Source organism: Streptomyces smyrnaeus (assembly GCF_017676345.1).
Classification (GTDB): domain Bacteria; phylum Actinomycetota; class Actinomycetes; order Streptomycetales; family Streptomycetaceae; genus Streptomyces; species Streptomyces smyrnaeus.
In genome coordinates this window covers 94913-121211 of the sequence record NZ_JAFFZM010000010.1, presented here as the reverse complement: position 1 = coordinate 121211, position 26299 = coordinate 94913, and the positions used below count along the sequence as shown (strand labels likewise).

At 73.3% G+C, this 26299-nt stretch carries 20 protein-coding genes; 6 read left to right on the top strand and 14 right to left on the bottom strand.

Annotated elements, in window-relative coordinates; all coding sequences use genetic code 11:
- Positions 1-27 precede the first annotated feature (27 nt).
- Complete coding sequence (locus JW613_RS18030) at positions 28-1728, bottom strand: AMP-binding protein (RefSeq protein ID WP_209211847.1); 1701 nt, start codon at positions 1726-1728, stop codon at positions 28-30.
- Between the two features lie 124 nt (positions 1729-1852).
- On the opposite strand from JW613_RS18030, the gene JW613_RS18025 reads away from it, so the two are divergent.
- On the top strand, positions 1853-2878 hold the full coding sequence (locus JW613_RS18025; RefSeq protein WP_209211846.1) for an endonuclease/exonuclease/phosphatase family protein: 1026 nt from the start codon (positions 1853-1855) through the stop codon (positions 2876-2878).
- Positions 2879-2968: 90 nt separating this feature from the next.
- Here the strand turns inward: JW613_RS18025 and JW613_RS18020 are convergent, their stop codons facing one another.
- Positions 2969-3529 carry a hypothetical protein gene (locus JW613_RS18020; RefSeq protein ID WP_209211845.1) on the bottom strand — a complete coding sequence of 187 codons (561 nt, stop codon included), beginning with the start codon at positions 3527-3529 and terminating at the stop codon, positions 2969-2971.
- Positions 3530-3617: 88 nt separating this feature from the next.
- Complete coding sequence (locus tag JW613_RS18015; protein ID WP_209211844.1) at positions 3618-5363, bottom strand: helix-turn-helix domain-containing protein; 1746 nt, start codon at positions 5361-5363, stop codon at positions 3618-3620.
- Between the two features lie 181 nt (positions 5364-5544).
- On the opposite strand from JW613_RS18015, the gene JW613_RS18010 reads away from it, so the two are divergent.
- Positions 5545-6579, top strand: coding sequence for an ArsR/SmtB family transcription factor (locus JW613_RS18010; protein WP_209211843.1), 1035 nt, complete (start codon positions 5545-5547; stop codon positions 6577-6579).
- Here the strand turns inward: JW613_RS18010 and JW613_RS18005 are convergent.
- From JW613_RS18005 to JW613_RS17985, 5 genes are all read right to left on the bottom strand, one after another.
- Positions 6531-7694 (bottom strand): XdhC family protein, encoded by a 1164-nt coding sequence (locus JW613_RS18005; protein ID WP_209211842.1) that lies wholly within the window; start codon positions 7692-7694, stop codon positions 6531-6533. The genes JW613_RS18010 and JW613_RS18005 overlap by 49 nt on opposite strands.
- 119 nt (positions 7695-7813) lie before the next feature.
- Entirely contained in the window at positions 7814-9295 is a 1482-nt protein-coding gene (locus JW613_RS18000) for an NCS2 family permease (protein WP_209211841.1), read from the bottom strand.
- 232 nt (positions 9296-9527) lie between these two features.
- Positions 9528-11921, bottom strand: a complete 2394-nt coding sequence (gene pucD / locus JW613_RS17995) for a xanthine dehydrogenase subunit D (protein ID WP_209211840.1) — start codon at positions 11919-11921, stop codon at positions 9528-9530.
- A gap of 1 nt (position 11922) precedes the next feature.
- Entirely contained in the window at positions 11923-12447 is a 525-nt protein-coding gene (locus JW613_RS17990; protein ID WP_209211839.1) for a (2Fe-2S)-binding protein, read from the bottom strand.
- Positions 12438-13343, bottom strand: coding sequence for an FAD binding domain-containing protein (locus tag JW613_RS17985; RefSeq protein WP_209211838.1), 906 nt, complete (start codon positions 13341-13343; stop codon positions 12438-12440). Before JW613_RS17985 ends, JW613_RS17990 begins: the two co-directional genes overlap by 10 nt.
- Before the next feature lie 306 nt (positions 13344-13649).
- Here JW613_RS17985 and JW613_RS17980 point away from each other — a divergent pair, with 306 nt between their 5' ends.
- Positions 13650-15506, top strand: a complete 1857-nt coding sequence (locus JW613_RS17980) for a PucR family transcriptional regulator (RefSeq protein WP_209211952.1) — start codon at positions 13650-13652, stop codon at positions 15504-15506.
- 113 nt (positions 15507-15619) lie between these two features.
- On the opposite strand, the gene JW613_RS17975 is transcribed toward JW613_RS17980, so the two are convergent.
- Genes JW613_RS17975 through JW613_RS35845 form a run of 4 tightly spaced genes read right to left on the bottom strand, consistent with a single transcriptional unit; the run spans position 15620 to position 20345 of the window.
- Complete coding sequence (locus JW613_RS17975; RefSeq protein WP_209211837.1) at positions 15620-16330, bottom strand: response regulator; 711 nt, start codon at positions 16328-16330, stop codon at positions 15620-15622.
- A complete protein-coding gene (locus JW613_RS17970; RefSeq protein ID WP_307865938.1) occupies positions 16311-17795 on the bottom strand; it encodes a sensor histidine kinase in 1485 nt (494 codons plus the stop codon). The genes JW613_RS17975 and JW613_RS17970 overlap by 20 nt, the downstream gene beginning before the upstream one ends.
- Positions 17789-18904, bottom strand: coding sequence for a glycosyltransferase family 4 protein (locus JW613_RS17965; RefSeq protein ID WP_307865937.1), 1116 nt, complete (start codon positions 18902-18904; stop codon positions 17789-17791). Before JW613_RS17965 ends, JW613_RS17970 begins: the two co-directional genes overlap by 7 nt.
- Positions 18825-20345, bottom strand: a complete 1521-nt coding sequence (locus JW613_RS35845) for a hypothetical protein (RefSeq protein WP_245225886.1) — start codon at positions 20343-20345, stop codon at positions 18825-18827. The genes JW613_RS17965 and JW613_RS35845 overlap by 80 nt, the downstream gene beginning before the upstream one ends.
- A gap of 515 nt (positions 20346-20860) precedes the next feature.
- On the opposite strand from JW613_RS35845, the gene JW613_RS17960 reads away from it, so the two are divergent.
- A complete protein-coding gene (locus JW613_RS17960; protein ID WP_209211835.1) occupies positions 20861-21691 on the top strand; it encodes a hypothetical protein in 831 nt (276 codons plus the stop codon).
- Between the two features lie 83 nt (positions 21692-21774).
- Here the strand turns inward: JW613_RS17960 and JW613_RS17955 are convergent, their stop codons facing one another.
- Positions 21775-22551, bottom strand: coding sequence for a GntR family transcriptional regulator (locus JW613_RS17955; protein WP_209211834.1), 777 nt, complete (start codon positions 22549-22551; stop codon positions 21775-21777).
- 143 nt (positions 22552-22694) lie between these two features.
- Between JW613_RS17955 and JW613_RS17950 the strand changes: the two genes are divergently transcribed.
- On the top strand, positions 22695-23546 hold the full coding sequence (locus JW613_RS17950) for a (2Fe-2S)-binding protein (RefSeq protein WP_209211833.1): 852 nt from the start codon (positions 22695-22697) through the stop codon (positions 23544-23546).
- Positions 23547-23766: 220 nt separating this feature from the next.
- Positions 23767-24933, top strand: a complete 1167-nt coding sequence (locus tag JW613_RS17945; protein WP_209211832.1) for a DUF2637 domain-containing protein — start codon at positions 23767-23769, stop codon at positions 24931-24933.
- 74 nt (positions 24934-25007) lie between these two features.
- Here the strand turns inward: JW613_RS17945 and JW613_RS17940 are convergent, their stop codons facing one another.
- Complete coding sequence (locus tag JW613_RS17940; protein ID WP_209211831.1) at positions 25008-26180, bottom strand: protein phosphatase 2C domain-containing protein; 1173 nt, start codon at positions 26178-26180, stop codon at positions 25008-25010.
- Between the last annotated feature and the right edge of the window lie 119 nt (positions 26181-26299).

Below are 26299 nucleotides of genomic sequence, written 5' to 3'. Positions count from 1 at the left end.
GTCCGCGACGCGCACCCAGGGGCACCCCTACCGGTCCCGGTACTCCGTACCGGGGGTGCCGGACTCGCCGGCCGCATGGGCGCGGAGCTCCACACGGCGGATCTTCCCCGAGATGGTCTTCGGCAGCTCCGCGAACTCGACGACCCGCACCCGCTTGTAGGGCGCGAGCCGCTCTCGCGAGTGCGCGAACAACAACGCGGCGGTCTCCGCGTCAGCGCGGAAGCCGTCCGCCAGGACGACATACGCCTTGGGAACGGCGAGCCGTACCGGGTCCGGAGACGGCACGACGGCGGCCTCCGCGACGGCCTCGTGCTCCAGCAGGACGCTCTCCACCTCGAACGGCGAGATCTTGTAGTCGCTGGCCTTGAAGACGTCGTCGGCGCGGCCCACGTACGTCAGATATCCCTCCTTGTCCCGCGCTCCTATGTCGCCGGTCCGGTAGTAGCCGTCGGCCATCGCCTCGGCGGTGCGCTCGGCGTCGCCCCGGTAGCCGACCATCAGGCCGACGGGCCGGGTGGCCAGATCGAGGCAGATCTCGCCCTCCGCCACATCCGCCTCGCCGGTGACGGGATCGACGAGGGTGACGTCGAAGCCGGGCGTGGGGCGGCCCATGGAACCGGGCTTGAGGGGCTGGCCGGGGGTGTTGGCGACCTGGACGGCGGTCTCGGTCTGGCCGAAGCCGTCCCGGATGGTCACTCCCCACACTCGGCGCACATGCTCGATGACCTCCGGGTTGAGCGGCTCCCCGGCGGCGACCACCTCGCGGGGGACGGCGGACAGCCGGCTGAGGTCGGCCTGGATGAGCATGCGCCAGACGGTGGGCGGCGCGCAGAAGCTGGTGACGCCGCCCCGCTCCATCTCCGCCATGAGGCGGCCCGCGTCGAAGCGGGTGTAGTTGTGGATGAAGATGGTCGCCTCGGCGTTCCAGGGCGCGAAGAAGTTGGACCAGGCGTGCTTGGCCCAGCCGGGCGAGGAGATGTTGAGGTGCACGTCGCCGGGCCGCAGCCCGATCCAGTACATGGTCGCCAGGTGCCCGACCGGATACGAGACGTGGGTGTGCTCGACCAGCTTGGGCAGCGCCGTCGTACCGGAGGTGAAGTACAGCAGCAGGGTGTCGTCGGCCCGGGTGACACCCCGGGGGTCGAAGGCGAGCTCGGCCTCGTAGGCGTCCTCGTACGCCAGCCAGCCGGGCGCGGGATCACCGCCGCTGCCGACGGCGATCCGCGTGTAGTCGCCCGGCACCTGGGAGCCGGCGAACTTGTCGGTGTCCGCCGAGCGGACCACCACGTGCCGGGCCTCGCCCCGGGTCACGCGGTCGGTCAGATCGCTCGGGCCCAGCTGCGGGGTGGCGGGGATGACCACGGCACGCAGCTTCATCAGGGCCAGCAAGGTCTCCCACAGCTCGACCTGGTTGCCGAGCATGACGATGACCCGGTCCCCCGGTGCGACGCCACGGCCGCGCAGCCAGTTGGCGACCTGGTTGGAGCGGGTGCGCATCTGGTCGAAGGTGACGCGCCGCTCGTCACCGTCCTCCTCGACGATGTGCAGCGCGAGCCGGTCCTTGTTCCCGGCGTCCTCGGCGATGTGGTCGAACCAGTCCAGGGCCCAGTTGAAGTGCTCGGGACGCGGCCAGCTGAAGGCGGCGCGTGCGGCCTCGTAGTCCGTCCGGTGCCGCAGCAGCGTGTCGCGGGCGGCTCGGAACTGATCTGTGGGCGTGGACGGGACCATGTTTCCTCCTGCTCAGCGGGGTGCTGCGGGCGCTGGGAGCCATCGTGTACGTCCACCCGCGTGCGCACCACCCCCGGCCGGGGGCTTACGCGCATGTGACGGGAGGTACGGCATCATCGGAGAGGTGTATACGGGGGCCGGCACGCGCCAGGACCGGGGCGCGGCAGACAGCGGTGGGTCCGCGGGCGGGCGGCGGCGCGGACCGCGCCATCCCGTCATCGCCGCACTGTCCGTGCTGACCCTGCTCGTCCTCACGGTGCCGCTGGCGTTCCGGGCCGGCGACGAGGACGGTCCGACACCCGTGCCGCAGCTGCTGGCTTTCCTGCCCTGGTTCCTCGCCCCGGCCTGGCTGGCGGCGCTGGGCGCCGCGCTCTCCCGCAGATGGCTGGTGCTGCTGTGGGCGCTGGCGGTGCTGGCGGGCACCGGATGGTTCCTGCGCCCGTACGGACCGCCCGCGCCGAGCGATACGGCGGCCAGACCGGCGAAGGCCCAGTTCCGGGTGCTGACGGCCAATCTCAAGTACGGCAACGCCACTCCCGACCTGGTGAGGACCGTGCGCCGGGAGCGGCCGCAGATCGTCTCGTTGCAGGAGTGCGACGCGCGCTGCGCGGCGGCGCTGCGCGCCCCGGCCCTGCGCGAGGAGTACCCGTACCGCATCATCACCGGCGACGGGGGCGCCCGGGGCTCGGCGCTGCTGAGCATCTATCCGCTGCACCGGCGCAGCGAGGTGCGCGGCCGGCTGTCGATGCCCGGGGCCATCGCGGACGTGCGCGGTGAGCGCATCGCCCTCCAGGTGGCGCACCCCATGCCACCGGAGCCGGGCGAGACGGCGGCCTGGCGGGTGGAGCTGGACCGGTTGCGGGCCATGGCGGCAGCACGCGGCAAGCTGCCCACGCTGATCGCCGGGGACTTCAACTCCTCGCAGGACCACGCCGCCTTCCGCGCCATCCTCAGGACCGGGATGCACGACGCCGCCCGTATGCTGGGCAACTCCCGCACCCCCACCTGGCCCACGCGCACCACCCCGGTGCTCGGCGCGCAGATCGACCACGTGCTGCTGAGCGGGTCGCTGCTGCCGGTGGACGGCCAGTTCCTGGACCTGCGCGGCACCGACCACCGCGCCTTGCTGGTGAACGTCAAACTGATCTGAGACGCGCGGACCGTTCCCGGCGACGGCGCACCGGCCCTCACCGCCGGTCGGGCGGCGAGGGCCGGTGCACGTTCCCCCTGCGGCGCCGGGTCAGCTGTCGGTCCACCAGTAGCGCTTCTTGTTGTCCGAGTGGTTGGTGTTCTTCTTGTTGCCGATGTCGGCGCACCACACCTTGCCGTCCGTCTTGGCGCAGGCCCGCATGTAGCGGTTCTTGACGTCGCTGCCACTGTGCAGGTACTTCGTTGAAGTGATCACGTCACCAGTCCTCTTGGCCGTCTTGTGGCCGCAGCTCGCCCAGTTCTTGCCCTTGGAGTGGCTGATGGTGACCCAGACCTTGTCCCCCTTCCTGGTGTACTTCAGCGTGGCGGCCGACCGGTCGTGGAGCTTGCCGGTGTTGAGCTGCAGGCTCCTGCGGTAACGCTTGGTGTAGCCGTACTTGTACTTGGGCGTGCCCGCTCCCTTGCGGGTGACGAGCTCCGGGAAACCCCAGCCGCCGTAGCCCTTGTAGATGCACTTGCCGCCCCGCGGTGCGGGAGCCGCGGCGGACACGGACCGCTCGCTCTGTGCGGAGGACGCGCCCGAGGCCCCCGTGCCCATCAGCATGGCCGTCGCGGTGAGCGCCGATACCGCGAGGGGAATACGTCGGTTCATCCGTCCTCCAGTGGTCTCCGCCGTCTGCGGTGCTCTCGATGCTGCGCGGCACTGCAGGCGGAGAACATGGCTTTCGGGGCTGCCCGAATCAGCCGTCCGTGGGGCGGTGTTCGACCAGGACGGGTTCCTCGCCGATCAGCAGCCGGTGGCCGGGGCGCAGGGCGGACTCGGAGCCGTCCAGCCGGCGCAGCAGCCGGGCGTCCGCACCCAGCCGGACCCGGTCCGTGCCCCGCGTGGTCCAGTACACCCGCAGTACGGTGCCCTTCCGCACGAAGCGGCAGGTGTAGGCGCCCGGCGCCAGACCCACTCCGGGGCCGCTCCCGCACGAGGTGATGCGGGCGTCCTCCAGCCACTGCTGCAACCGGCCGATGCGGCGGCCCGCGCGGGTGGGCGGGCCGCCCGCGAGCTCCACCACGAGGGGCACCTCGGAGCTGCCCCAGCTGTAGAAGTACATCCGGCGCAGCTCCTGGTCCTTGAGGTAGAGACCGACCAGGTAGAAGCGCACCGCGTAGTTGTCGGCCCGCCGCGCGTCCAGGTGCTCTCTGAGGGCCACGTCCTGATCGGGGCCGGTGTTCCACAGCGCGACGCGGCCCAGGCCCTCGCTGTAGAAGAGCCGCTGCACCCGTTTGACGAGGGTGATCGTCTCCTCCGGCGGACCGTCGGCCCTGCGCGGGGGCAGTTTGAGGGCGGCGACGTCGCAGTGCCGGTAGGCACCCGTACGGACGAACTTCCGCAGCAGGTCGCGGCCCCGCTTCTGCCACAGGGATCCGAACGAGGGGCAGACGCGCTCGGCCTCCGGGTCCACCTCGCGGATGATCCGCGAGGCACGCTCGACCATCTCGGCGAGCCTCTTCGTCGAGCCGGTCCATACGCCCCGGCTGCTGGGGTAGTCCCACAGTTCGTACGCCTCGATCCTGCCCCGGTAGCGGGTGACGAGCGCACGGACGAATCGGTCCCAGTCGGCGAGATCGTCCGGGGGCGAGGCACTCGCATCGTCGAACAGCGACCGGTGGCCGTTCGGTGCGGCCCAGAGCGGAGTGCCGCCCAGGGTCAGCAGTACGGGCAGCCGCTCGCGCCCGGCGGCCTTCACCAGCCGGTCCAGGGTCTTCCACCGGTACTTGCCGCGCTGCGGCTCCAGTTGGGACCACCGGGTGCCGGAGTGCCACAGCCGCACGGACCCTACGCGGAAGCCGGGCATCTCACCGGTGTCGGAGGCGAGGTTCATACCGTAGAAGGCGCCGGGTACGGGTCGGGGCGCGTTGGTCCACGCCGGCCCCTCGACCTTCTGCCGGTCCTGGCCGCTCCGGCTCCGGCCCGGGGCACCGTGCGGGCTGCCGCCGCCCGCTCCGTCGCGGTAGGGGACGGTCAGGGCTGCCGTGGGCATCACCAGTCCGAGCAGCACGGCCAGCACGCGCAGCCAGAAGTACGTGCCCGGCGCAGCGGCTCCGGCCGCGTCGTCCGGAGCCGGGCCGTCCATCGGCAGCGAGAGGTCCGACGGCTCCGGAGCCTGAGTCCGATCGGAACGCCCGCCCGCTCCCGCGGTCGCCGACTGCTCCTCCCCCTCCTCCACCGCGCCTGCCCCGCGTTCCGCGTCGGCGGCCCGGCACCAGGCGCGGTAGAGGCGGTCCAGTTCCGCGCGGTCGGCGCCGCAGACGCGGGCCACCTTCTCGACGGCACCGAAGGCCGGGGGCACGGTCGTGCCGAGGCAGTAGCGGTGCAGCGTCGAGCGGCCCAGCCCGGTGCGGTGTGCGAGGGCCGCGTAACTGCGACCACTGCGCTGTTTCAGCTCCTCCAGCAACTCCGCGAGTTCGGTCCCGTCCCGCCCCACCGTCATCGCTCCCCCTCCCGACCCCCCGGCCGCTCCGCGTGGGACAAGCCGTCCCACCATGCCGAATCCTTGCAGGTGAAGGCGGCATTCCTGTCCCGTTGTCCCACTTTTCCGCCAGCTCTTGCTCCCCGTGTCAACGACCCGCCAAGGTCGCCACGGACACACGTGCTGGTCATCGGGGGGACACATGCTGCGCCTGCACTTCACCGCGGGAGACCTGGCCCGCACCCGGCTCGCCGACGGGCCTGACCCGCTGTGGGAGTCGGTACTGAGCCTGCACCGGCTGAGGGACGCGCGGACGGACCCCGTCCTGGCGCGGTGGGGCGAGCGCGTACGGTGCGACGGCGCCGAGCCGCTGCGTCGGCTGCTGCCGCTGGTGCCCGCGCGGGGCTACTTTCCGGACTTCCTCACTCCGGCCGCCGGTACGGCGGGTTTCGAGGAGGGGCTGGAAGCCGTGCTGACGACGCCCCGGGCCCGGTTGCGCGAGGAGATCGGTGTACTGGCACGGTCCCGGCCGCTCACCGACTGGGCGGGTGCCGTCGGCGAGGGCGGCGCACAGACGATGGGCAGGCTCGGGACGGCGCTACGGGATTACCGGCGCCTCGCGCTGGACCCCTGGTGGCCGCGGATCGTCGCCCGGGTGGACGCCGACCGCAGGTGGCGGTGCCGGACGCAGTTGCTGCACGGCACCGAGGAGATGCTCCGCACGCTGCGCCCGGCCGTCCGGTGGCGGCCTCCGGTGCTGGAGGCCGACTATCCGGTCCAGGTCGAGGTGCACCTCGAAGGGCGCGGGCTGCTGCTGGTCCCCTCCTACTTCTGCCGCCGGGCACCGGTCGCGCTCGCCGACCCGAAGCTGCCGCCGGTCCTGGTGTATCCGGCACGGCTGCCCGACAGCCGGCCGGTCTCACCGGAGCATCTCGCACGGCTGCTGGGGCACACCAGAGCGGCTGTGCTGCAGTCCCTGCGCGGCGGCTGCAGCACCAGCGAACTGGCACACCGCGCGGGGGTGTCCGTCTCCTCCGCCAGCGAGCACGCGGCGGTGCTGCGGGACGCCGGGCTGATCTCCACCAGCAGGCACCGCAACTCGGTGCGGCACGCGCTGACTTCCATGGGGATGGCGTTGCTGGAGGAGCAGCGTACGGGCGGGGGTGGGCGCCGGTCCGGTGGGTCGGGTCAGCCGGCGGCCCTGCGTACGGCGCGGGTGCTGGACGCGGCCGGCTGAGCGGTGTCGTGGTGGATCGGGGTGTGGGCTCCGTTGAGAGGGACCCCGCTGCCGCCCTGCCGCGCGGCGACGACCTCGGCGGCGATGGACAGCGCCGTCTCCTCCGGGGTGCGGGCGCCCAGGTCGAGACCGATGGGTGAGCGCAGCGCGGCCAGTTCGAGGGAGGTCAGCCCCGCTTCGCGCAGCCGCTCCAGGCGGTCGAGGTGGGTGCGGCGCGAGCCCATGGCACCGACGTAGGCCACCGGCAGCCGTAGTGCGCGCTCCAGCAGCGGTACATCGAACTTGGCGTCGTGGGTGAGTACGCAGATGACCGTGCGGGGATCGACGTCCTGGGAGTCGAGGTAGCGGTGCGGCCAGTCGACGACGACCTCGTCGGCGTCGGGGAAGCGGCGGGCGGTGGCGAAGACGGGCCGTGCGTCGCAGACCGTCACGTGGTAGCCGAGGAACTTGCCGATCCGCACGAGGGCCGCGGCGAAGTCGATGGCGCCGAAGACCAGCATCCGGGGCGGCGGAACGCTGGATTCGACCAGCAGCGTCACCGGCTGCCCGCACTTGCTGCCGTCGGCGCCGACGGTGACCGTCGCGGTGCGGCCGGCTGCCAGCAGCGCACCGCCCTCGGCGGCTGCTGTGGTGTCCAGTTCGCCGGCTCCGCCCAGGGCTCCGTGCGGCTGCCCGTCGGCGTCCAGCCACAGGGCGCCGCCCAGCAGTTCCGGCGGGCCCTCCACGATCCGTACGAGGGCGGCCGTGCGGCCTTCGACGGCCTCGGCGGCGGCCGAGGCGAACACCTCTCGTACGTCCGTCCCGGCGCGCGCCGGGGTGACCAGGATGTCGATGACGCCGCCGCAGGTGAGTCCGACCGCGAAAGCGTCCTCGTCGCTGTAGCCGAAGGTCTGGCGGACGCTCGCGCCCGACTCCAGCGCCTCCTGGCACAGCTCGTAGACAGCGCCCTCGACGCAGCCGCCGCTCACGCTGCCGACGGCCTCGCCGTCCGCGTCCACGGCCAGTGCCGCACCCGGCTGCCGCGGCGCGCTGCCGCCGACGCCGACGACGGTGGCGACGGCGAAGTCCCGCCCCTCCTGGCACCAGCGGTGCAGCTGTGCGGCGATGTCCAGCATGTGCTCTCTCCTCGGCGGTGATACGGCGTGTGACGTCCGGTGGGACGCCAGGTGGGAGCGGGAACGGCCAGGGGACCGCACCCGCTCCCGCCTGGACGGTCGTCAACAGGACCGGCCGGCTACTTGACCCCCAGCCACTGTTCGATCGGGTTCAGCGCGAAGTAGGTCAGGAAGACGAGTCCCAGTACCCACATCAACCATCCGGGCTCGCGAAACTTTCCCTGGACGGCCTTGATCAGAACGTAGGCGATGACACCGGCGCCGATACCGGCCGTGATGGAGTAGGTGAACGGCATCAGCACCGTGGTCAGGAAGACCGGGATCGAGGTGGCCGGGTCGGTCCAGTCGATGTGCATGGCGTTGGTCATCATCATCGAGCCGATGACGACCAGCGCCGCGGCTGCCACCTGCGGAGGGATCACCTGCGCGAGGGGCGTGAAGAACAGGCACAGGGCGAAACCGAGACCGGTGACGACGCTGGCCAGACCGGTGCGCGCACCGTCTCCGACGCCCGCCGTCGACTCCACGAAGACGGTCTGGCCCGAGGCACCGGCGATACCGCCGACGACACCGCCCGCACCGTCGATGGCCAGCGCCTTGTTCAGCCCCGGCATCCGGCCCTGCTCGTCGGCGAGCCCGGCCTGCTGGCCGATGCCGATGATGGTGCCGATCGCGTCGAAGAACCCGGCCAGGACGAGGGTGAAGACGATGACACCGATGGTGATACCGCCGACGTCGCCCAGCCCGTCGAACGAGACGGTGCCCAGCAGCCCGAAGTCGGGCGAGCTGACCAGTGATCCGGTGATCTCGGGGGCGTTCCTGCCGCCCCAGTCCTTCTTGTCGAGACCGGCGAACTGGTGCACGAGCGCGGCAAGGACGGTGCCGCCGACGATCCCGATGAGGATCGCGCCGGGCACCTTGCGCACCTGCAGCGCGAAGATGAGCAGCACGGTGACGGCGAAGCACAGCACGGGCCAGCCGGTGAGCATGTCCGAGGTGCCCAGCTGGATGGGCTTGGCCCCCGGGACACCGCCCGGACCGGCCATCGAGGTGACGAAGCCGGCCTGGACGAGCCCGATCAGGCAGACGAACAGCCCGATGCCCATGGTGATCGCGTGCTTCAACGCCAGGGGGATCGCGTTCATGATCAGTTCACGGAGCCCGGTGACCACCAGCAGGATGATCACCACGCCGTAGATGAGGCACATCGCCCAGGCGTTGCCCCACGTCATCTCGGGCACGACCTGGAAGGCCATCACGGCCGAGACGCTCAGCCCCGCCGCCAGGGCCAGCGGGACGTTGCCGAGAAAGCCCATCACCAGGGTGGTCACCGCGGCGGCCAGCGCCGTCGCCGTGGTGACCTGCCCGCCGTCCAGCTTGTGCCCGGTGGCGTCGGGCACGGAGAGGATGACGGGGTTGAGCAGGACGATGTAGGCCATCGCCATGAAGGTGGTGACACCGCCACGCAGCTCCTGGCCGTAGGTCGACCCTCTTTCGGAGATGTGGAAGTACCTGTCGAGCCACGAGCGTCCCGCGGGGATGCGCGAGCCAGGGCCCGCGTCCTCCGCCGACGTCGTCGGCCCTACTTTGGACTGGGTCATTGTGCTGACTCCCAAGGTTCATAGGGGCACCTCGGCAGACGCCGAGGATTTGGGAAGCACGACCCGGGGGACGGCCCGCGTCTTGCCTTGTTCCCGGTCCCGCCCGCTCCTTGCCCGGCCTTCGGCCGGCGGTCCTCCGAAGCGGAGGGCCGCTACGGCCCCTCGGCCCGGGAATGGGGGGTCCGGGGGCGTGGGGCCCCCGGAGGAACGGGTAGGGACGGGACGGGGAAACTCACACCTCGACGATGTGCTCCGGCCGCACCGGCACCCGCGGCAGCGCCCTACCGGTCGCAGCGCGGACGGCCGCCAGCACGGCAGGCGTCGACGACAGGGTCGGCGCCTCACCGGCACCACGCAGCCCGTAGGGCGCGTGTTCGTCGGCGAGCTCCAGCACGTCGACCGGGATGGTCGGCGTGTCCAGAATCGTGGGGATCAGATAGTCCGTGAAGGAGGGGTTGCGGACCTTGGCCCGGGCGTCGACCACGATCTCCTCCATCACCGCGAGCCCGAGCCCTTGTACGGTGCCGCCCTGGATCTGGCCCTCCACGGCCTGCGGGTTCATCGCCTTGCCCACGTCCTGTGCGCAAGCCAGTTCGACGACCTTGACCAGCCCGAGCTCGGTGTCGACCTCCACCACGGCGCGGTGCGCGGCGAAGGAGTACTGGACGTGGCCGAAGCCCTGACCGGTCTTCAGGTCGAAGGCCTCGGTGGGCCGGTGCCGCCACTCGTCCTCGGCCTCGACGGGCTCGTCGCCGAGCACGTCCACCAGCGAGGCGAGTACCTCACCGCCGTCGGTGACCACCTTGCCGCCCTCCAGCAGCAGTTCGGCGCTCGCCCAGGCCGGGTGGTAGGTGCCGAACCGTTCGCGCCCGCGCTCCAGCACCTGCTCGCGCACCAGTCGGCACACGTGCTGGACGGCGCCCCCGGTCACATACGTCTGTCGGGAGGCGGAGGTGGAGCCGGCCGAGCCGACCTGGGTGTCGGCCGGGTGGATGGTCACCTGGGCGACGCCCAGCTCCGTGCGGGCGATCTGGGCGTGCACGGTGATGCCGCCCTGGCCGACCTCGGCCATCGCGGTGTGCACCATCGCCACCGGCTCCCCGCCGACCACCTCCAGCCGCACCCGTGCCGTGGAGTAGTCGTCGAAGCCCTCGGAGAAGCCGACGTTCTTGATGCCGACGGCATAGCCGACGCCCCGTACGACACCCTCGCCGTGCGTGGTGTTGGACAGGCCGCCCGGCAGGGCCCGTACATCGGGCTCGCCGCCGACGGTCTCCCACTGCGCCTCCAGCGGCAGCGGCATCGCCTTGACCCGGCGCAGCAGTTCGGCGACGGGTGCCGGGGAGTCCACGGCCTGCCCGGTGGGCAGCAGGGTGCCCTGCGACATGGCGTTGCGCCGGCGCAGTTCGACCGGGTCCATGCCCAGCTCGGCGGCGAGCTTGTCCATCTGGGCCTCGTAGGCGAAGCAGGCCTGTACCGCACCGAAGCCGCGCATCGCGCCGCAGGGCGGGTTGTTGGTGTAGAGCGCCAGCGCCTCGATCTCCACGTCGTCGACCACGTACGGGCCGACGCTGAGCGAGGCCGCGTTGCCGACCACGGCCGGGGAGGCGGAGGCGTAGGCGCCGCCGTCCAGCACGATGCGGCACTTCATATGAGTGATCTTGCCGTCGCGGGTGGCGCCGTGCTCGTACCACAGCTTCGCGGGGTGGCGGTGCACATGCCCGAAGAACGACTCGAAGCGGTTGTAGACGATCTTCACGGGCTTGCCGGTGACCAGCGCCAGCAGACAGGCGTGGATCTGCATGGACAGGTCCTCGCGCCCGCCGAAGGCACCGCCGACGCCGGAGAGCGTCATACGCACCTTCTCCTCGGGCAGCCCGAGGACGGGGGCGATCTGGCGCAGGTCGGAGTGCAGCCACTGGGTGGCGATGTAGAGGTCCACACCGCCGTCCTCGGCGGGCACGGCCAGCCCCGACTCGGGGCCGAGGAACGCCTGGTCCTGCATGCCGACCTCGTACTCGCCGGTGACGATCACATCGGCGCGCCGGGCCGCCGCGCCCGCGTCACCGCGCACGATGGGCTGGCGGTGCACCACATTGGGGTGCGGGACATGCCGGGCGTGGTCGTCGTCGCGGTCCGGATGGAGCAGCGGCGCGTCCTTCGCCAGCGCGGACTCCTCGTCGTGCACGACGGGCAGTTCGCGGTAGTCGACCTTGATCTTGGCCGCGGCGCGGCGGGCCGTCTCCGGGTGGTCGGCCGCCACCAGCGCGACGGGCTCACCGTGGTGGCGGACCCGGCCGTGGGCCAGGACGGGGGTGTCCTTGATCTCCAGGCCGTAGTTCTTCATCTCGGTCGGGAGGTCGTCGTAGGTCAGCACGGCGTGCACGCCCGGCTGCTCGAGCGCCTCGCTGATGTCGACGGAGACGATCTCGGCGTGCGCGTGCGGGCTGCGCAGCGTGCAGCCCCACAGCATGTCCTCGTGCCACATGTCGGAGGAGTAGGCGAACTCCCCGGTCACCTTGAGGGTGCCGTCCGGACGCAGCGGGGACTCCCCCACACCACCTTTGGTGTCGGCGCCCTGGTCGAGCTGGGTGGGCGTACGGCCGGGTCCGGTCGTGGGGGCCATCTCAGACCACCTCCGGCGCGCTGTCGTCGGCGCGGGCGGCGGCCAGCCGGACGGCGTCCATGATCTTCTCGTATCCGGTGCAGCGGCACAGATTGCCGGAGAGCGCCTCGCGGATGTCCGCGTCGGTCGGCTGCGGGTTGCGCTCGATCAGCTCGTCGGCGGCGACCAGCAGACCGGGGGTGCAAAAGCCGCACTGCACGGCGCCGGCGTCGATGAACGCCTGCTGCACCGGTGCGAGATCACCGGTGCTCCCCCTCCCCTCGGAACCGTCCCGCTCCCGGGCGTACTCGGCGAGCCCCTCGACGGTGACGACCTCGCGGCCCTCGACCTGCCCGGCGGCCACCAGGCAGGCGCAGACCGGCTCGCCGTCCAGACGGACCGTGCAGGAACCGCACTCGCCCTGTTCGCAGGCGTTCTTGGAGCCGGGCAGCCCCATCCGCTCGCGCAGCACGTACAGCAGGGACTCGCCCTCCCACACGTCGTCGGCCTCGTGCCGCCGTCCGTTGACGGTGAATGTCACGCGCATTGGGCGCCTCCTTCGGTGGTGCGGCCGTTCCCGGTGGCGCGGTAGCTCTCCCAGACCCAGCCCAGCGTGCGCCGGGCCATGACGCCCACGGCGCGGCGGCGGTAGGCGGCGCTGCCCCGTACGTCGTCGATCGGATTGCAGGCGCCGGAGCACAGTTCGGCGAACTCGCGGGCCACGGACGGCGGGATCGTCCTGCCGCTGTCCCACAGGCCGCCCTCCTCCAGCGCCGCGCCCAGGAAGTCCTCGGCGGTGCGGGCCCGCAGCGGGGTCGGTGCCGCCGAGCCGATGCCGGCCCGGACGGTGCGGGTCTCGGGGTGCAGCGCGATACCGAAGGCGCAGACCGCGATGACCATGGCGTTGCGGGTGCCGACCTTCGAGAACTGCTGCGGCCCGTCGGCCTTCTTGATGTGGACGCGTTTGATCAGTTCGTCCTCGGCGAGCGCGTTGCGCTTCACCCCGGTGTAGAAGTCCTCCACCGGGATGAACCGGGTGCCCCGCACCGACTCGGCCTCGACCTCGGCGCCCGCTGCGAGCAGCGCGGGGTGCGAGTCCCCTGCGGGGGAGGCGGCGCCGAGATTGCCGCCGACGCTGCCCCGGTTGCGGATCTGCGGGGAGCCGACGGTGTGCGAAGCCAGCGCGAGGCCCGGCAACTCGTGGGCGAGCTCGTCGATGATCTTCGAGTAGGGCACGGAGGCGCCGAGCCGGACGGTCTCGTCACCGATCTCCCACTCGTGCAGCTCATGGACCCGGTTCAGATCCATGAGATGGGTGGGGCGGCGGTGATCGAAGTTGATCTCGACCATGACATCGGTGCCACCCGCGATGGGCACGGCTGAGGGGTGCTCCGCCTTCGCGGCGAGCGCCTCCTCCCAACTGGCCGGGCGCAGGAACTCCATGGTGTCTCTTCTCGGTGTGCTGGTTGGGGGGTGCTGACAGGGGGTGCTGTTTCGCGGTGCGATCCGGAGTGGTGCGATGGGAGGTGGGAGATGCGGAGGGGATGCGGTCAGTACACCGACAGGTACCCGCCGCGGTGCAGTCACCGAAAACATGAAGCGTTTGGCTGGTCGGCCACCCGGTCTTGTAGATTCAGACGAAAGCCGGGAACCAGTAACCTCACGGTTTCCTCCCGGTCACACCCCGGTGGCATGGCCACGCCCCTCCGCCCCACCCGAGACGAAACACGAACGGCAGGCGACAAGACGATGCGGCTGCGCGCGCTCCTGGAGAACGACTCGCTGGGCCTCCGGCTCCTCGGCGGCGAGGAGGAACTGGACCGTACGGTGCGCGGTGTCATGACCACCGACCTGCGCGACCCCAGCCGCTATCTGTCCGGCGGTGAGCTGGTGCTGACGGGCCTGGCGTGGCGACACGCGCCGACGGACTCCGAGTCCTTCGTCCAGATCCTGGCCACGGCGGGGGTCGCGGGCCTGGCCGCGGGCGAGGCGGAGCTCGGCACCGTCCCCGAGGACCTGGTGCAGGCCTGCGCCCGGCACCGGCTGCCGCTGTTCTCCGTCACCGAGTCCGTCGCCTTCGCCACCATCACCGAGCACGTGGTCCGCCAGGTCTCCACCGAGCGCGCCGGAGACCTGGCCGCCGTCGTGGACCGGCACCGGCGCCTGATGTCCTCCGGGCCCGCCGGCGGGGGCCCCGACGCGGTCCTCGACCTGCTCGGCTCGGACCTGGACCTGGCCGCCTGGGTGCTCTCCCCCACCGGCCGCCAGATCGCCGGCCCCAGCGAAGGACCGGTGCTGCCGCACGCCGCCGCCGCCCGGCTGGCGGGCGCCCATATGGCCGCCGTCCGCACCGGACGGCGCAGCCCGCACCGGACGGTCGACGAAGGCGTGGCCTACTCCCTCTTCCCCGTCAGCCGCGGCACCGGCGACGCGCGCCGCACCGTCCTGTCCGACTGGCTGCTGGCCGTCGCCGCCGACACCGGCGACTGGCCCGCCGAACGCCTCGACCTGCTGCACGGCGTCACCCAGCTCATCGCCGTCGAACGCGACAGACGCGACGCCGCCCGCACCGTGCGCCGCAGGCTGGCGCAGGAGGTGCTGGAACTGGTGCAGACCGGGGCACCGCCCTCCGAGATCGCCGCGCGGCTGCGGGTGGCGGCACCCGTACTGCTGCCCGGACAGGGTGCGGCACCCGCCTGGCAGGTGATCGTGGCCCGCGTCGACTGGGACGAGCCCGACCCGGCGCGCGCCCTGGAGGGCGGCGCCATCGCCCAGTCCCTGCTGGAAGAGCTGCTGGTCGACCCGCGCGCCACGGGCCCGGACGGCTCGGACCGGATCGCCGTCGCCCATGTGGACGGCGAGGCGGTGGCACTGGTGCCGCTGACCGGGGAGGCCGAAGCGGGGGCCGAGCACCCCGACGGCTCCGAGGACGGGGCCGGGACGGGGCGCACCGAGACAGCACGCACCGAGACGGGACGCGGCGCGGCCCCGGACTCCGGAACGGCCTCGGCCTCCGGCGCGGACTCGCACCCGGGCACCGGCGCGCGCAGCACTGCGGAGGGCGCCCAGGAGCAGGGGCCCGCCAGGCTCACGGGCGTACGCGGCTCGGAGGGGCTGCACGCGGACACCCTGCTGGCCGAGGTCAGCGAGCCGCTGGGACGCGCCCTGGCGAACGACGGGCGACTGACGCTGGGGGTCAGCGCTGCCGTGCACTCGGCCGAGGGACTGCGGGGCGCGCTGGAGGAGGCCCGGCACGCCCGCCGGGTCGCCGCCGCCCGCCCGGGCGCGGTCCGCGCGGCGGGCCACGAGGAGCTGGCCTCGCACGTGCTGCTGCTGCCCTTCGTGCCGGACGACGTACGCCGCGCCTTCACCGCCCGCCTGCTGGACCCGCTGCGCGAGTACGACCGCAAGCACCGCGCCGAACTGGTGCCCACCCTGGAGGCGTTCCTCTCCTCGGACGGCTCCTGGACCCGCTGCGCGGGCCGCCTCCACCTGCACGTCAACACGCTTCGCTACCGCGTCAGCCGCATCGAACAGCTCACCGGCCGCGACCTGTCCCGCCTGGAGGACAAGCTCGACTTCTTCTTGGCACTGCGGATGAGCTGAGGAGGGTGGCCGGTCCCGGCCGGGGGCCCGGGGGTTGCCCCCGGACAAGCACAGCCTGGCACTGCGGATGAGCTGAGGAGGGCGGCCGGTCCAGGAGGGGGCGGCCCGCCCGGCTAGGCCGGGTGCCGAGGAGTACGAGCGGGGGCGGGGGCGGGGTCGGCCGCCGTTGCGGGGCTCCGGTCGGGGTGGCGCAGATACGCCAGGACGGCCAGGACCCGGCGGTGGTCGTCGGGTGCGGGCGGAAGGTCGAGCTTGGTGAGGATGGAGCGGACGTGTTTGACGACCGCGGCCTCGCTGACGACCAGCGCGCGGGCGATGCCGCCGTTGGAGCGCCCCTCCGCCATGGCGGCCAGCACCTCGCGCTCCCGGGCCGTCAGCCGCCGCAGTTCGGCGGGTTCGCGGTCGGGGGCCAGCAGCCGCCGGACCACCTCGGGGTCGATGGCGGTGCCGCCCGCGGCCACCCGCTCCAGCGCCTCGATGAACTCCGCGACCTCCCCGACCCGGTCCTTGAGCAGATAGCCGACTCCGTCGCCGGTGGCCAGCAGGTCCGCCGCGTAGGAGTTCTCGACGTACTGCGAGAGCACCAGCACCGGAAGCGCGGGGTGCTCGGTGCGCAGTTGGAGCGCGGCCCGCAGCCCCTCGTCCCGCAGCCCGGGCGGCATCCGCACATCCGTGACGACGCAGTCCGGCGCGTGCGCGGCCACGGCCTCCAGCAGTGCCGGCGCGTCACCGACGCCCGCGCACACCTCGTGGCCGAAGCGCGCGAGGATCTGGCTCAACCCCTCGCGCAGCAGTACGGAATCCTCAGCAATCACCAGCCGCATGTATCTCCCTGCGCCCCTCGCGGGGTGGCTCCGTCAACCCGGTTGTGCTCCCATCCTCCCTTGCCCCGGCGCCTTGTGCGCCGTCCGCCCACGGCAGCTCCATCCGCACCACGGTGGGGCCGCCGGGCGGGCTGGAGAGGCGGAGCCTCCCGCCGTGCACCGCGAGCCGGTCGGCGAGCCCCGTCAGACCTGTGCCCCGCTCCGGGTCGGCGCCGCCCCGGCCGTCGTCGCGGACCTCCACCGTCAGTGTCCGCCCGCCCCGTACGGTCACCGTGGCGTGTGCGGCCCCACTGTGCTTGGCCACATTGGTCAACGCCTCCGAGGCGGCGAAGTAGGCGGCGATCTCCAGCGCCTCGGCGGGCCGCAAGGAACCGAGGCGCTCGTCCACCCGTACCGGTACGGGCGAGCGCTCGGCCAGCGCTTCGAGCGCCGCCCCCAGGCCCCGGTCGGTGAGCACCGACGGCTGGATTCCGTGTACCAGATCCCGCAGTTCGGCCAGTACCGCGCGCGCCTCGTCCTGCGCCTTGGCGACAAGGGCGGGGTCGGCGTCCAGCTTCGCCAGGCCCAGCGTCATGATCAGGCCGGTCAGTCGCTGCTGGGCGCCGTCGTGCAGATCGCGCTCGATCCGGCGGCGCTCCACCTCGAACGCGTCGGCCAGCCGGGCACGGGAGGCGGTCACTTCCGTCAGCCGCGCGTCCAACTCCTTCTCCCGGCGCGGCCCCACCAGCGCGGCCCGGGCGAGTGCCGCCCGCATTCCGGCCAGCCCCGCGAAGGTGTAGCAGGCGAGCGCGGCGAAGACCGGTGTCAGCAGGAGCCACGGCAGGACCTGCACCGGCTCGGTCAGCACGATGCCCTCGCCGTACATCACCTGGTCGCCGCCCAGCACGGTGAGAAGCGCGAACGGCTGGCTGGCGACCAGCCCGAGCCCCAGCACCACCACCAGCAGGTCCAGCACCGACAGCACCGCGTTGGGCAGCGCGAAGCCGAACTCCACCCAGGTGGCGGGGGTTCTGGCGCGCCGCCACAGTCTGCGCAGCGCCCGCCGCGCCGCGTTGCCGCCCGCCTCGTCCTCGCCCGGGGCGTACCCGTTCTGGTGCGGCGAGGGGGCCTCCCGGGGGTCGAGCCAGCGCAACCGCCGCCGCTCCAGCCCGGCGAGCCCGGCGGCGGACGCCGGTACGCACAGCAGCGCGATCACTCCGACACCGGTGGGCAGCAGCAGGATCCCGACCACCACGAGGCCCACGGCGAGGAAGAGCCAGCCGAGCCCCAGCACCCCGCCCGCCAGCAGATAGCCCATCGCCCGCACCGGCCACAGGGAGCCCAGGAACCCTGCGGGCCCGCTCGCCAACGCCTGCCACACCCCGCCGACGGCGGACTCCCGCCGAGCACCGCCGGGCAGTTCCTCCCCGGTGCCCCCGGCAGCTCGGGCCGAGGGCTTCGTTGTTGTGTTGTCGCTGGTCACCACGTGTCGACCGTACGGGACAGCAGGCTGCGCAGTCGCCGGGCGGAGGCGTCCCAGCTCCACTCCGCCTCGACCCAGGCGCGGCCTTCGGCGCCCATCGCGGCGGCCGCCCGTGGTGCGGTGAGCAGCGCGGTGAGGCCGTCGGCCACGGCTTGCACATCGCGCCCGTCGACCACATGGCCGGTGCTGCCGTCCTTGACCGCCTCCGGTGCCCCGCCGGACCGCCCCGCGAGCACGGGCAGTCCGGCAGCGGCCGCCTCCAGATAGACGATGCCCAGGCCTTCGGCCTCCAGACCGAGGCGGCGGGTGCGGCAGGGCATGGCGAAGACGTCGGCTGCCGCGTAGTAGGGCGGCAGATCGCTGTGTGCCCGGGGTCCGGTGAAGACGACCGCGTCCTCGGGCAGCCCCGGCAGCCGCCGCACCGAGCGGCGCAGCGCCCCCTCGTACGGGCCGGAGCCGACGATCAGCAAGGTGGCCCCCGGCACGGCGGACCGCACGCGGGGCAGCGCGCGGATCAGGGCGTCCTGCCCCTTGCGGGGGACGAGCCGTGAGACGCTCAGGATCAACGGCCGCCCCACCAGGCCCAGTTCCCGCCGTATCCTCGCCCGCTCCCGGCTGTCGGGGCGGAAGAGGGCCGTGTCCACGCCGGGCACCAGACGGGCCGTGTGCGCCCGCGGCCCGAACGCCCCCGCCGTACGGGCCCGGGAGTGCGCCGTGAGATGGGTGACCGTGCCGACGCCGCGGCCGATGCGGCGCAGCACACCTCGCGTGCCCGGGAGCGCGGCCCACCACATCTCGTGCCCGTGCGTGGTGGCGACACAGGGCAGTCCGAGCCGTCCCGCGAGCAGCCCGAGCGGGGCCGCCGCGCCGAACCACACGCGGTCGCATCCGTAGCGGAAGGCCAGGGCCCGCGCCGTCTCCGCCACCCTGGGGGACGGCAGCAGCGTGCGGGCCCGGTCGCGGACGACGGGAAACGGCTGGCGCGCGTCGAAGGCGTCGGAGCCGGGCTGGGCGGCCGTGTAGACCACGACCTCACCGGGTGGGAAGCGGTGTGCGATCTCGTGGACGAACGTCTCGATGCCGCCCCGCCGGGGCGGGTAGTCGTTCGTCACGATCAGCGTGCGGCCCGGTGAGCGGCTGCCGGTGCGGTCGCAGCCCCGGTTCCCGGTCCGGGTGTGCGGCTCCGCCCCACGGTGCGGCGGGTCGCCGTGCGGTGGGCCGCCGTGCGGCGGGCGGCCGACGGCCTGGTCCGGGTTCGAGTCGTCGCGCATCGAGGTTCCTCCAGTACGCCCACAGGGCGAGTACAGCGGGGTAGACGGCGTAGCCGAAGCGGGACGCGGGCAGCAGCGCCATCGCCATCAGCAGGCCCAGCGCGAGCCGCAGGGCCGCGCCGCCCGCGTCCCGGGGTGGGCGCGGCAGCAGCGAGCCGCCTATCAGCAGGGCGGCGAGCACCAGGGCCACGACGGCGCACAGCTGCCCGGCCGGACCGAGGGCGGCGAGCAGCCTGCCCGGCAGCGGGGCCGCTGCAGGGGAGGCGGCTTCCGCCAGGCCGAGCGGGTAGCGGATCGCGTTGGCCGCCAGCCCCGCGCCGTCCACCAGCACGGGCAGCGCCAGCCCGGCCGCCAGGGCGGGGGCCGCACCGCCGGTCAGGCGCAGCACCGCCGGGCGGCCTTCGCGGACCGCGAGGAGCGCCGCGACGACCGGCAGTGCGGGCCACGCCGTCGCCTTGAGGGTGCAGGCCACGCCGAGCACCAGGCCCGACCGGCCCGCCGCTGCTCTTCCGTGCCGTCCGGCCAGCGCCAGGCCGAGGCAGAGAAGGCCGAGCACGGGCAGGTCGTCCCCGCCGACCGCCAACGGCAGTGCGATCAGCGGCGAAGCCGTCAGCAGCAGCGTGCGGCGGCCGACGGAACCGCGTGCGCCGGGCCCGGCCCCAGTGGCCCGCAGGCCGCCGGTGGTCCGCAGGCCGGCTGTCCGAAGGCTGAGGGCGAAGGTGAGGAGGAAGGCGGCGGCGAAGCCGAACCGGGCGTCGAGCCCCAGCAGCTGCCGTGGCACCCCGAAGAGGGCCATGCCGGGCAGGTACGGGTTGTAGGCCGTGTAGTCGGCGCCGGCCAGCTGGTCGGGGCTCAGATAGGGGGTGCCGTGAGCCAGCAGTCGGGCGCCGGCGCGGTGGACGACGTGCACCTCTTCCTGGGCGCTGTCTGTGAACGCGAGCACGAGGAGCGGCAGCACGGCCGTCAGCGCGCAGCCGGCGAGCGGAAGTCTGCCGGTCAGCCACCGATGCCGCGGCTGCCGCCGGGTCGGCGGACCGGCCCGGCAGGCGGCGCCGGGCGCGGCGGGGACGTCGGTAGCGGCGGGAGCGACGGGCGGCGGCGCGGACCGGACGGTGGCAGCCGGGACGAGCGCCAGGACCGCGTAGCCGACCGCCGCGAGCGCTCCCCACGTCCGGTGCGGCGGAAGCGCGGTCACGGCCGCCGTGAGGGCGGCGAAGACGGCGCAGACCGTCCAGAGGGCGGATCCGGCGTATGCGGTGCGACGTGCGGCGGAGATGTTCACGTATCCAGCGAACCGCGCTTCACCGCCGAGATCACTACAGCCAGTTACCGACTTTGCGGTAGAGCTGGCTCTACCCCACCGGCTGCCCCACCGGCTGCCCCAGCCTCGTTCGCCTCGTCCCAGCTCGCCGTCCACCCCTCCTCCCGCTCGTTCGCCTCGTCCCCTTCCTCCGCCCCCTCCAGCTCTTCCGCCTCATCCGTCACGTCGGCCGACCCCGACCGGCCCGGCGCGTACGGCAGTTGAGAACGCGCTCCTCGCCTTGGCAGTCCGCCCCTTCGAGTAAAACTTTGTGAACTGATTCACACCACCCCCTTGGCCCGACGGCTCAACCCGTGCTGTGATGCGCTCACATCCGGCTCGAAGGCGCGCTTGGGGAGGGCACTGTGGCGGACACCGCCATGTCACGTTCGGAAAGGCTGGATCCCACAGGCACCGCAGGCCGCACAGGGCCCACCGGCCCCGCAATCCCTGCAGGCAGCACGGACCCCGCGAAGTCCGACGGGCGCCCTCCGGCGATGGGCCCCGACAGCCCGCTGGGGCAAGCCGTGTGGCGGCTGCGCTCGCGCGGCTGCTGGGAGGACGCGGCGGCGCTGCTGGAACCGTACGCACAGCAACACCCGCAGGCGGCCGTCGGCAGAGCCGCGCTCTTCGTCGAGCGGTGCATGTACACGGCGGACGGCTGGGCTGCGGCGGAGGACGCGCTGCGCGGCGCCGAGGCCGTCGCCCAGGTGGACGACGACCGCGGGGCCGCGGCCTGCGAGCGCGGGCAACTCGCCTATGCCGCGACGGTGCTGGGCGTACGCGACCGGACCGACGAGGCGCGGGCGGCGCTCGGCCGGGCCGCCGCACTGCTGGAGCCCAACGCGCCGGGCCGCGCCCTGCTGGACTTCCGGCGGGGGCTGTTGGCCGAGAACCTGAGCGACACCCCGGAATCGGCGCGCGCCGCCTATCGGAGGGCGCACGCGGGCGCGACCGCGCGCGGAGATCTGCTGCTGTGCTCCTCGACCTGGCGGCATCTGGCAGGGCTCGCGGCGCGCGAGGGCGAACTGGCCGAAGCGCGCCACGGGTTCGCCGAATCGCTGCGGCTGCGCGAGGAGTTGGGCTTCCTCGTCGGTATGGCACCCGCCCTGGCCTCGCTCGCCGACGTCCAGCCGGAGCCGGAGGCCACCCGGCTGCGCGAGGAGGCCGGACGGCTGTTCCGGCTGCTGGGCGGGGTTCCCACCTGGCTCGCCGACCGGCTGCCCGGTGCTGCGGACCCCGGCGCTGCGGACCCCGGCGCTGCGGACCCCGGCGGACCGGACGAGGACGGGCCCGGCGGTGCGGCCCCGGCGCCCACGCGGAGCTGAGCGCCCGGCACCGAGCGCCCTTCCTCGCGCAGCCGGGAGTGGGGCCCCTTCCCCGCGCAGCCGGGGCGGGAGCGCCTCGTGCGTCAGAAGTGCCCGCGCACCAGTCGTTCGACCGCGGGGAAGTCCTGGTCGGTCAGCGCGTCCAGCAGTGCGAGGTGGTCGGCCGCCTCGGCGAGCAGGTCGGTGGCGCGGGGCGCGGGAGAGGCGCGCAGGGCCGACAGGTGCGCACGGCGCTGCACATCCTCGGCGACCGCGACCAGCTGCCGGTTCCCGGTCAGCTCCAGCATGGCGCGGTGGAAGGCGCGGTCGGTCTCCGCGTAGGCGGTACGGTCACCGCACGCCGCCGCCTGCAGGGTGTCCTCGGCCAGCGGTCGCAGTCCGGCCCAGTGCTCGGTGGGCTGGGTCCGGGCGAGCGCCAGTACGGCCGGCACCTCCAGCAGGGCCCGGATCTCGCTGAGTTCGGCCAGGTCGCGGGGGCTGTGACAGGCCACCCGGAAGCCCCTGTTGGGCACCGTCTCGACGGCGCCCTCGCTCACCAGGAGCTGCATGGCCTCCCGTACGGGTGTCGGTGAGACGCCGAAGCGCTCCGCCAGCGCCGGTGCGGAGTAGACCTCGCCCGGGGCGAGTTCGCCGTCGAGCAGGGCGGTACGAAGGGCTTCGAGGATCTGGTCGCGTACGGAGTGCCGCTGCGGCACCACCCTGGGGGCCGCCGGCTCGCTGTGGGTGTGCTCACCGCGTGCGGTCGTCTCCGCCCGCCGCTCGGTGCGCGAGCCGGGCGGCCCGGCGAAGTCCGCCGCCGGGCTTCCGGACGGCGAGACGGCGGTCGGCGCCGTACGTGGCTCCGCTCGACTCTGCTCCATGTGGCCCCCAGCGCTCTTTCGTCCGTGTCTTCGCCAGTGCAGGCTGCCGTGCACCCTAGGCCGACGCGACACGAGATCAAACCTCGGCCACAATCAGCTAAGGTAAGGCTTACCTGCTAACGATCGTCGATTCGGTGGTCCTCATGGCCGTGCCCACCCTCGCCCCCGTAGCCTTTGACGTCTCTCCTTTCCGTGCGGCGTACGCACGGCTGACCGAGGTGTTCCCCTCCCTGGGTGTGACCGAGACCACGGCTGGTGAAGCCCTTCCCGAAGGCCCCGGCTGGGTACGGGCGAGCGCTCTGGCCGCCGGCGGTGACGCGCTCGACGCGTTCCTCGCACGGGACGCGGAGCAGATCGTGCGAGACTACGGACAGCCGGGACGCCCGGACGTCGTCGCCAGCTTCGGACTGCACCGCTACGCCTGGCCCGTCTGCCTGCTGGTCACCATCCCGTGGTTCCTGCACCGGCGCGTGCCACGGCTGCCCGTCGAGGCGGTGGCCTTCCAGCGCTCGCTGGGGCGGCTGGCGGTCCGTGTCGAGGAGTTCGCCTGTCTGCCGGACGACCCGGCCGCCGCCGCGCCCGGCGCGCGTGTGGTGCCCGACGAGGAGGCGCTGCGCGCCGAGGTGCGGGACGCCGTCGCCGCCCATCTCGCGCCCGTGCTGGAGGGGTTCAGGCCACGGATGCGGCGCGGTTCGCGTGCGCTGTGGGGGATGGCCACGGACGAGATCACCGAGGGGCTCTGGTATCTGGGCCATCTGCTGGGCGAGGAGCCGCGGGCGATGGCGGAGGCCGAACTGCTGCTCCCCGGCGCGATGAAACCGTTCGCCCAGGGCGCGGGTTTCCGTCGGCTGACGGGGCCCGACGGCTCGGCGCTCACCACCCGCGACCGGGCCAGCTGCTGCCTCTTCTACACCCTCCGTCCGGAGGACACCTGCGTCACCTGCCCCCGAACGTGTGACGCGGAACGTATCGAGCGGATGACCGCGATCCGCTAGGAAGTTCGACCCCGTGTGCCCCTGTCGGCCCCCGGTGCCCCCTTTTAGCGTTCTCTTCCCCTGAAACCCCCCAGCGGGGTACCGCGCTGCCGTAAGGATGCTCGGCAACACGAAACAAGCCAGAGCGCGAGCGCGGCACCGCCTCGCGCACGTACGGACCCGTACGCGGCGTCCGCGACGTGCGCGCCCCCGGTACCGCGCGGCAAGGGGCACACACCCGATGAGACTGACCGACATATCGCTGAACTGGGTGCTGCCGAGCGCCGTGCTGCTCGTCGGCACTCTGACCGCGGTGCTGGTGATGGCGCGTTCACGCCGTCACAGCTCCTCCGCCGAGGGCGGCACCTCCACCGCTGACGACGCGGCCACGGCGCAGCAACAGCACGGACAGCCCGACTCCTGGGAGCGCATGGAGCAGCGGCGCCGCCGCAAGGAGACGCTCTACGCGACAGCCGCGTATCTGCTCCTCTTCTGCTGCGCCGCGGTCGCTGCCGCACTCTCCTTCCACGGACTGGTCGGCTTCGGCAGGCAGAACCTGGGTCTGAGCGGCGGCTGGGAATACCTCGTCCCGTTCGGACTGGACGGCGCCGCGATGTTCTCCGCCATGATCGCCGTGCGCGAGGCCAGCCACGGCGACGCCTCGCTGGGCTCCCGGCTGCTGGTGTGGATCTTCGCGGGTGCCGCGGCGTGGTTCAACTGGGTGCACGCGCCGCGCGGCGTGGGGCACGACGGCGCGCCGCAGTTCTTCGCCGGCATGTCCCTCTCGGCGGCGATCCTGTTCGACCGCGCGCTCAAGCAGACGCGCCGGGCGGCGTTGCGGGACCAGGGCCTGGTGCCCCGCCCGCTGCCGCAGATCCGTATCGTCCGCTGGCTGCGGGCGCCCCGCGAGACGTTCGGGGCCTGGTCCCTGATGCTGTTGGAGGGCGTACGGACGCTGGACGAGGCCGTCGACGAGGTGCGCGACGACAGGCGCCGCCGCGAACAGGAGCGGCAGCGCCGCAAGGACAAGGAACGCCTCGACCGGGCCCGGGTCAAGGCCATCAACCGGCAGCACCGCCGGTGGAGTCGGGGACGCGGCGAGCCCGGGTCCCGCGTGGGGATCGAGCTCGGCACACCCGCTGCGGCGTCCTCCCCGACCGCGCAGTCGACCGCGCAGCCCACCGCCCAGCCCGCCGCTCCGTCGGCCGCCCAACCGGTGGGCGAGGCCGTGGGCGCGGCCCCGGTGAGCCCGTCGGCGGTGGCGCGTGGCAGGCCCGCGCTGCAGGCGATCGGGGAGGGCAGCGCTCCCGGTCGGGGCGACGGCGGCAGGGACGAGAAGAACGCCGCCAGTCCACGGCTCGACACCCTGGAGGAGAAACTGGCCGAGATCGAGCGGCAGTTCGGCTGACCGTCACGCCTTCCCACCGCACCGGCCGGTGTGGTGGGAAGGCCGCCGTGGCACCGTCCCTGTGCCGCTCCGGCTCAGCCCTCCCACACCGTCACGGCCGTACGGTCGCCCTCGCACCCGTCCACCCCGCCCTGGAGGGCGGTGAGATAGGCCGCGAGTCCGGGCGGCTGAGCCCCGGGGGCGGCCCAGTCGGCTGCTAGCCGGTCCGCGAAGGGAGGCTCGGCACGCAGCGGTTCCGCCAGGCCGGGGCTGCACAGCAGTAGTACGTCCTCGGGCTGCGCGACGTGGCATCGGAACCGGAACGGCTCCGTGCGGGCCGGTTCGGACGGCTCCGCCGGGGTGAAGCCGTCGCGGACCGCCGCCGCGCCCGCGGCCGGATCCCGGCCGATCACCGCGTCCCCCACCGGCGCGGGCGAGGTGGTGGCCGAGAGTTCCACGTCCTGCCACCCACCGTCCCGCAGCCGCAGCAATCCGCCCGCGCCGCTGCCGAAGAACACCCGTGTGCGGCAGCGGGGATCGGCGGGCAGCAGGAGGCACCGCAGATCGACGGTGTACTGCTCCGGCTCCAGGCCCAGCGCCGCGGCCTGGGCGCGCAGCCTGCCGAACGTGCGGTCCGTCAGCCGGTGCAGACCGGGCTGGAGGGCGCTCCTGCGGTCCCTGCGGATGTCCTCCGCGAGCCGTGCGCTGCTGCGGCCGACGGCCGCCCCGATCGAGTGACACGCCTCGCGGGCGGCCCGGTGTCCGTCCGGTCCCGACCGGGCTCCTGCCGCCACCACGCACAGCAGCAAGCCGTCCTGCCCGGCCCCGAACCGTACGACCAGCAGCGCGTCGGTGCGCAGTTCCCCCGCCTGCCGGGCGCGCTCGCCGCGCACGGACGCCGCTCGCAGTACGGCGCAGCCGTACCGGGTGCCCTCCACCACCGTGTCCGGCACCACCTCCCCCAGCGAAGCCGGTTCGGCCGCCGGCAGCACCCCGGCCGGCGCCTCGGCAGGGGGCCGGGACGGGGGCGGGGACGGCGACGGAGGCGGGGTGGTCGGCGCCTCGGCCGGTGCGGGTCCAGGAGCAGGTTCGGGCGCCGGTTCGGGCACAGGCACAGGGGTGTCGGTCAGAGTGCGGCTCGCCGAGCGGTAGCGCTCGTCGAGGGTGTCCCGGGCACGGGTACGCCCCGTGTCGGCGGCCTGCGGGTCGTACAACTGCGCCCACCAGTCGGGATGTTCAGCGTCGCCCTGTGCCTCCTGACCGCTCATGGACTCATTGTCCCTCCCCCGGATCGGGCGGGAAGACCGTACGGAGGATCCGCCACCGGAAGGCGGAAGGCCCGAGTCTTAGGACCAGCGGCGGAGCGGCAGCCGACCGGGCTCCGATG

Coding starts and splice junctions, on each gene's coding strand:
- JW613_RS17960 (WP_209211835.1), top strand. CDS start 20,861: ATGGGCCCCGACAGCCCGCTGGGGCAAGCCGTGTGGCGGCTGCGCTCG.
- JW613_RS17955 (WP_209211834.1), bottom strand. CDS start 22,551: ATGGAGCAGAGTCGAGCGGAGCCACGTACGGCGCCGACCGCCGTCTCG.
- JW613_RS18030 (WP_209211847.1), bottom strand. CDS start 1,728: ATGGTCCCGTCCACGCCCACAGATCAGTTCCGAGCCGCCCGCGACACG.
- JW613_RS17985 (WP_209211838.1), bottom strand. CDS start 13,343: ATGGAGTTCCTGCGCCCGGCCAGTTGGGAGGAGGCGCTCGCCGCGAAG.
- JW613_RS17980 (WP_209211952.1), top strand. CDS start 13,650: ATGCGGCTGCGCGCGCTCCTGGAGAACGACTCGCTGGGCCTCCGGCTC.
- JW613_RS18000 (WP_209211841.1), bottom strand. CDS start 9,295: ATGACCCAGTCCAAAGTAGGGCCGACGACGTCGGCGGAGGACGCGGGC.
- JW613_RS17945 (WP_209211832.1), top strand. CDS start 23,767: ATGAGACTGACCGACATATCGCTGAACTGGGTGCTGCCGAGCGCCGTG.
- JW613_RS18010 (WP_209211843.1), top strand. CDS start 5,545: ATGCTGCGCCTGCACTTCACCGCGGGAGACCTGGCCCGCACCCGGCTC.
- JW613_RS17950 (WP_209211833.1), top strand. CDS start 22,695: ATGGCCGTGCCCACCCTCGCCCCCGTAGCCTTTGACGTCTCTCCTTTC.
- JW613_RS17975 (WP_209211837.1), bottom strand. CDS start 16,330: ATGCGGCTGGTGATTGCTGAGGATTCCGTACTGCTGCGCGAGGGGTTG.
- pucD (WP_209211840.1), bottom strand. CDS start 11,921: ATGGCCCCCACGACCGGACCCGGCCGTACGCCCACCCAGCTCGACCAG.
- JW613_RS18020 (WP_209211845.1), bottom strand. CDS start 3,529: ATGAACCGACGTATTCCCCTCGCGGTATCGGCGCTCACCGCGACGGCC.
- JW613_RS18015 (WP_209211844.1), bottom strand. CDS start 5,363: ATGACGGTGGGGCGGGACGGGACCGAACTCGCGGAGTTGCTGGAGGAG.
- JW613_RS18005 (WP_209211842.1), bottom strand. CDS start 7,694: ATGCTGGACATCGCCGCACAGCTGCACCGCTGGTGCCAGGAGGGGCGG.
- JW613_RS17990 (WP_209211839.1), bottom strand. CDS start 12,447: ATGCGCGTGACATTCACCGTCAACGGACGGCGGCACGAGGCCGACGAC.
- JW613_RS17940 (WP_209211831.1), bottom strand. CDS start 26,180: ATGAGCGGTCAGGAGGCACAGGGCGACGCTGAACATCCCGACTGGTGG.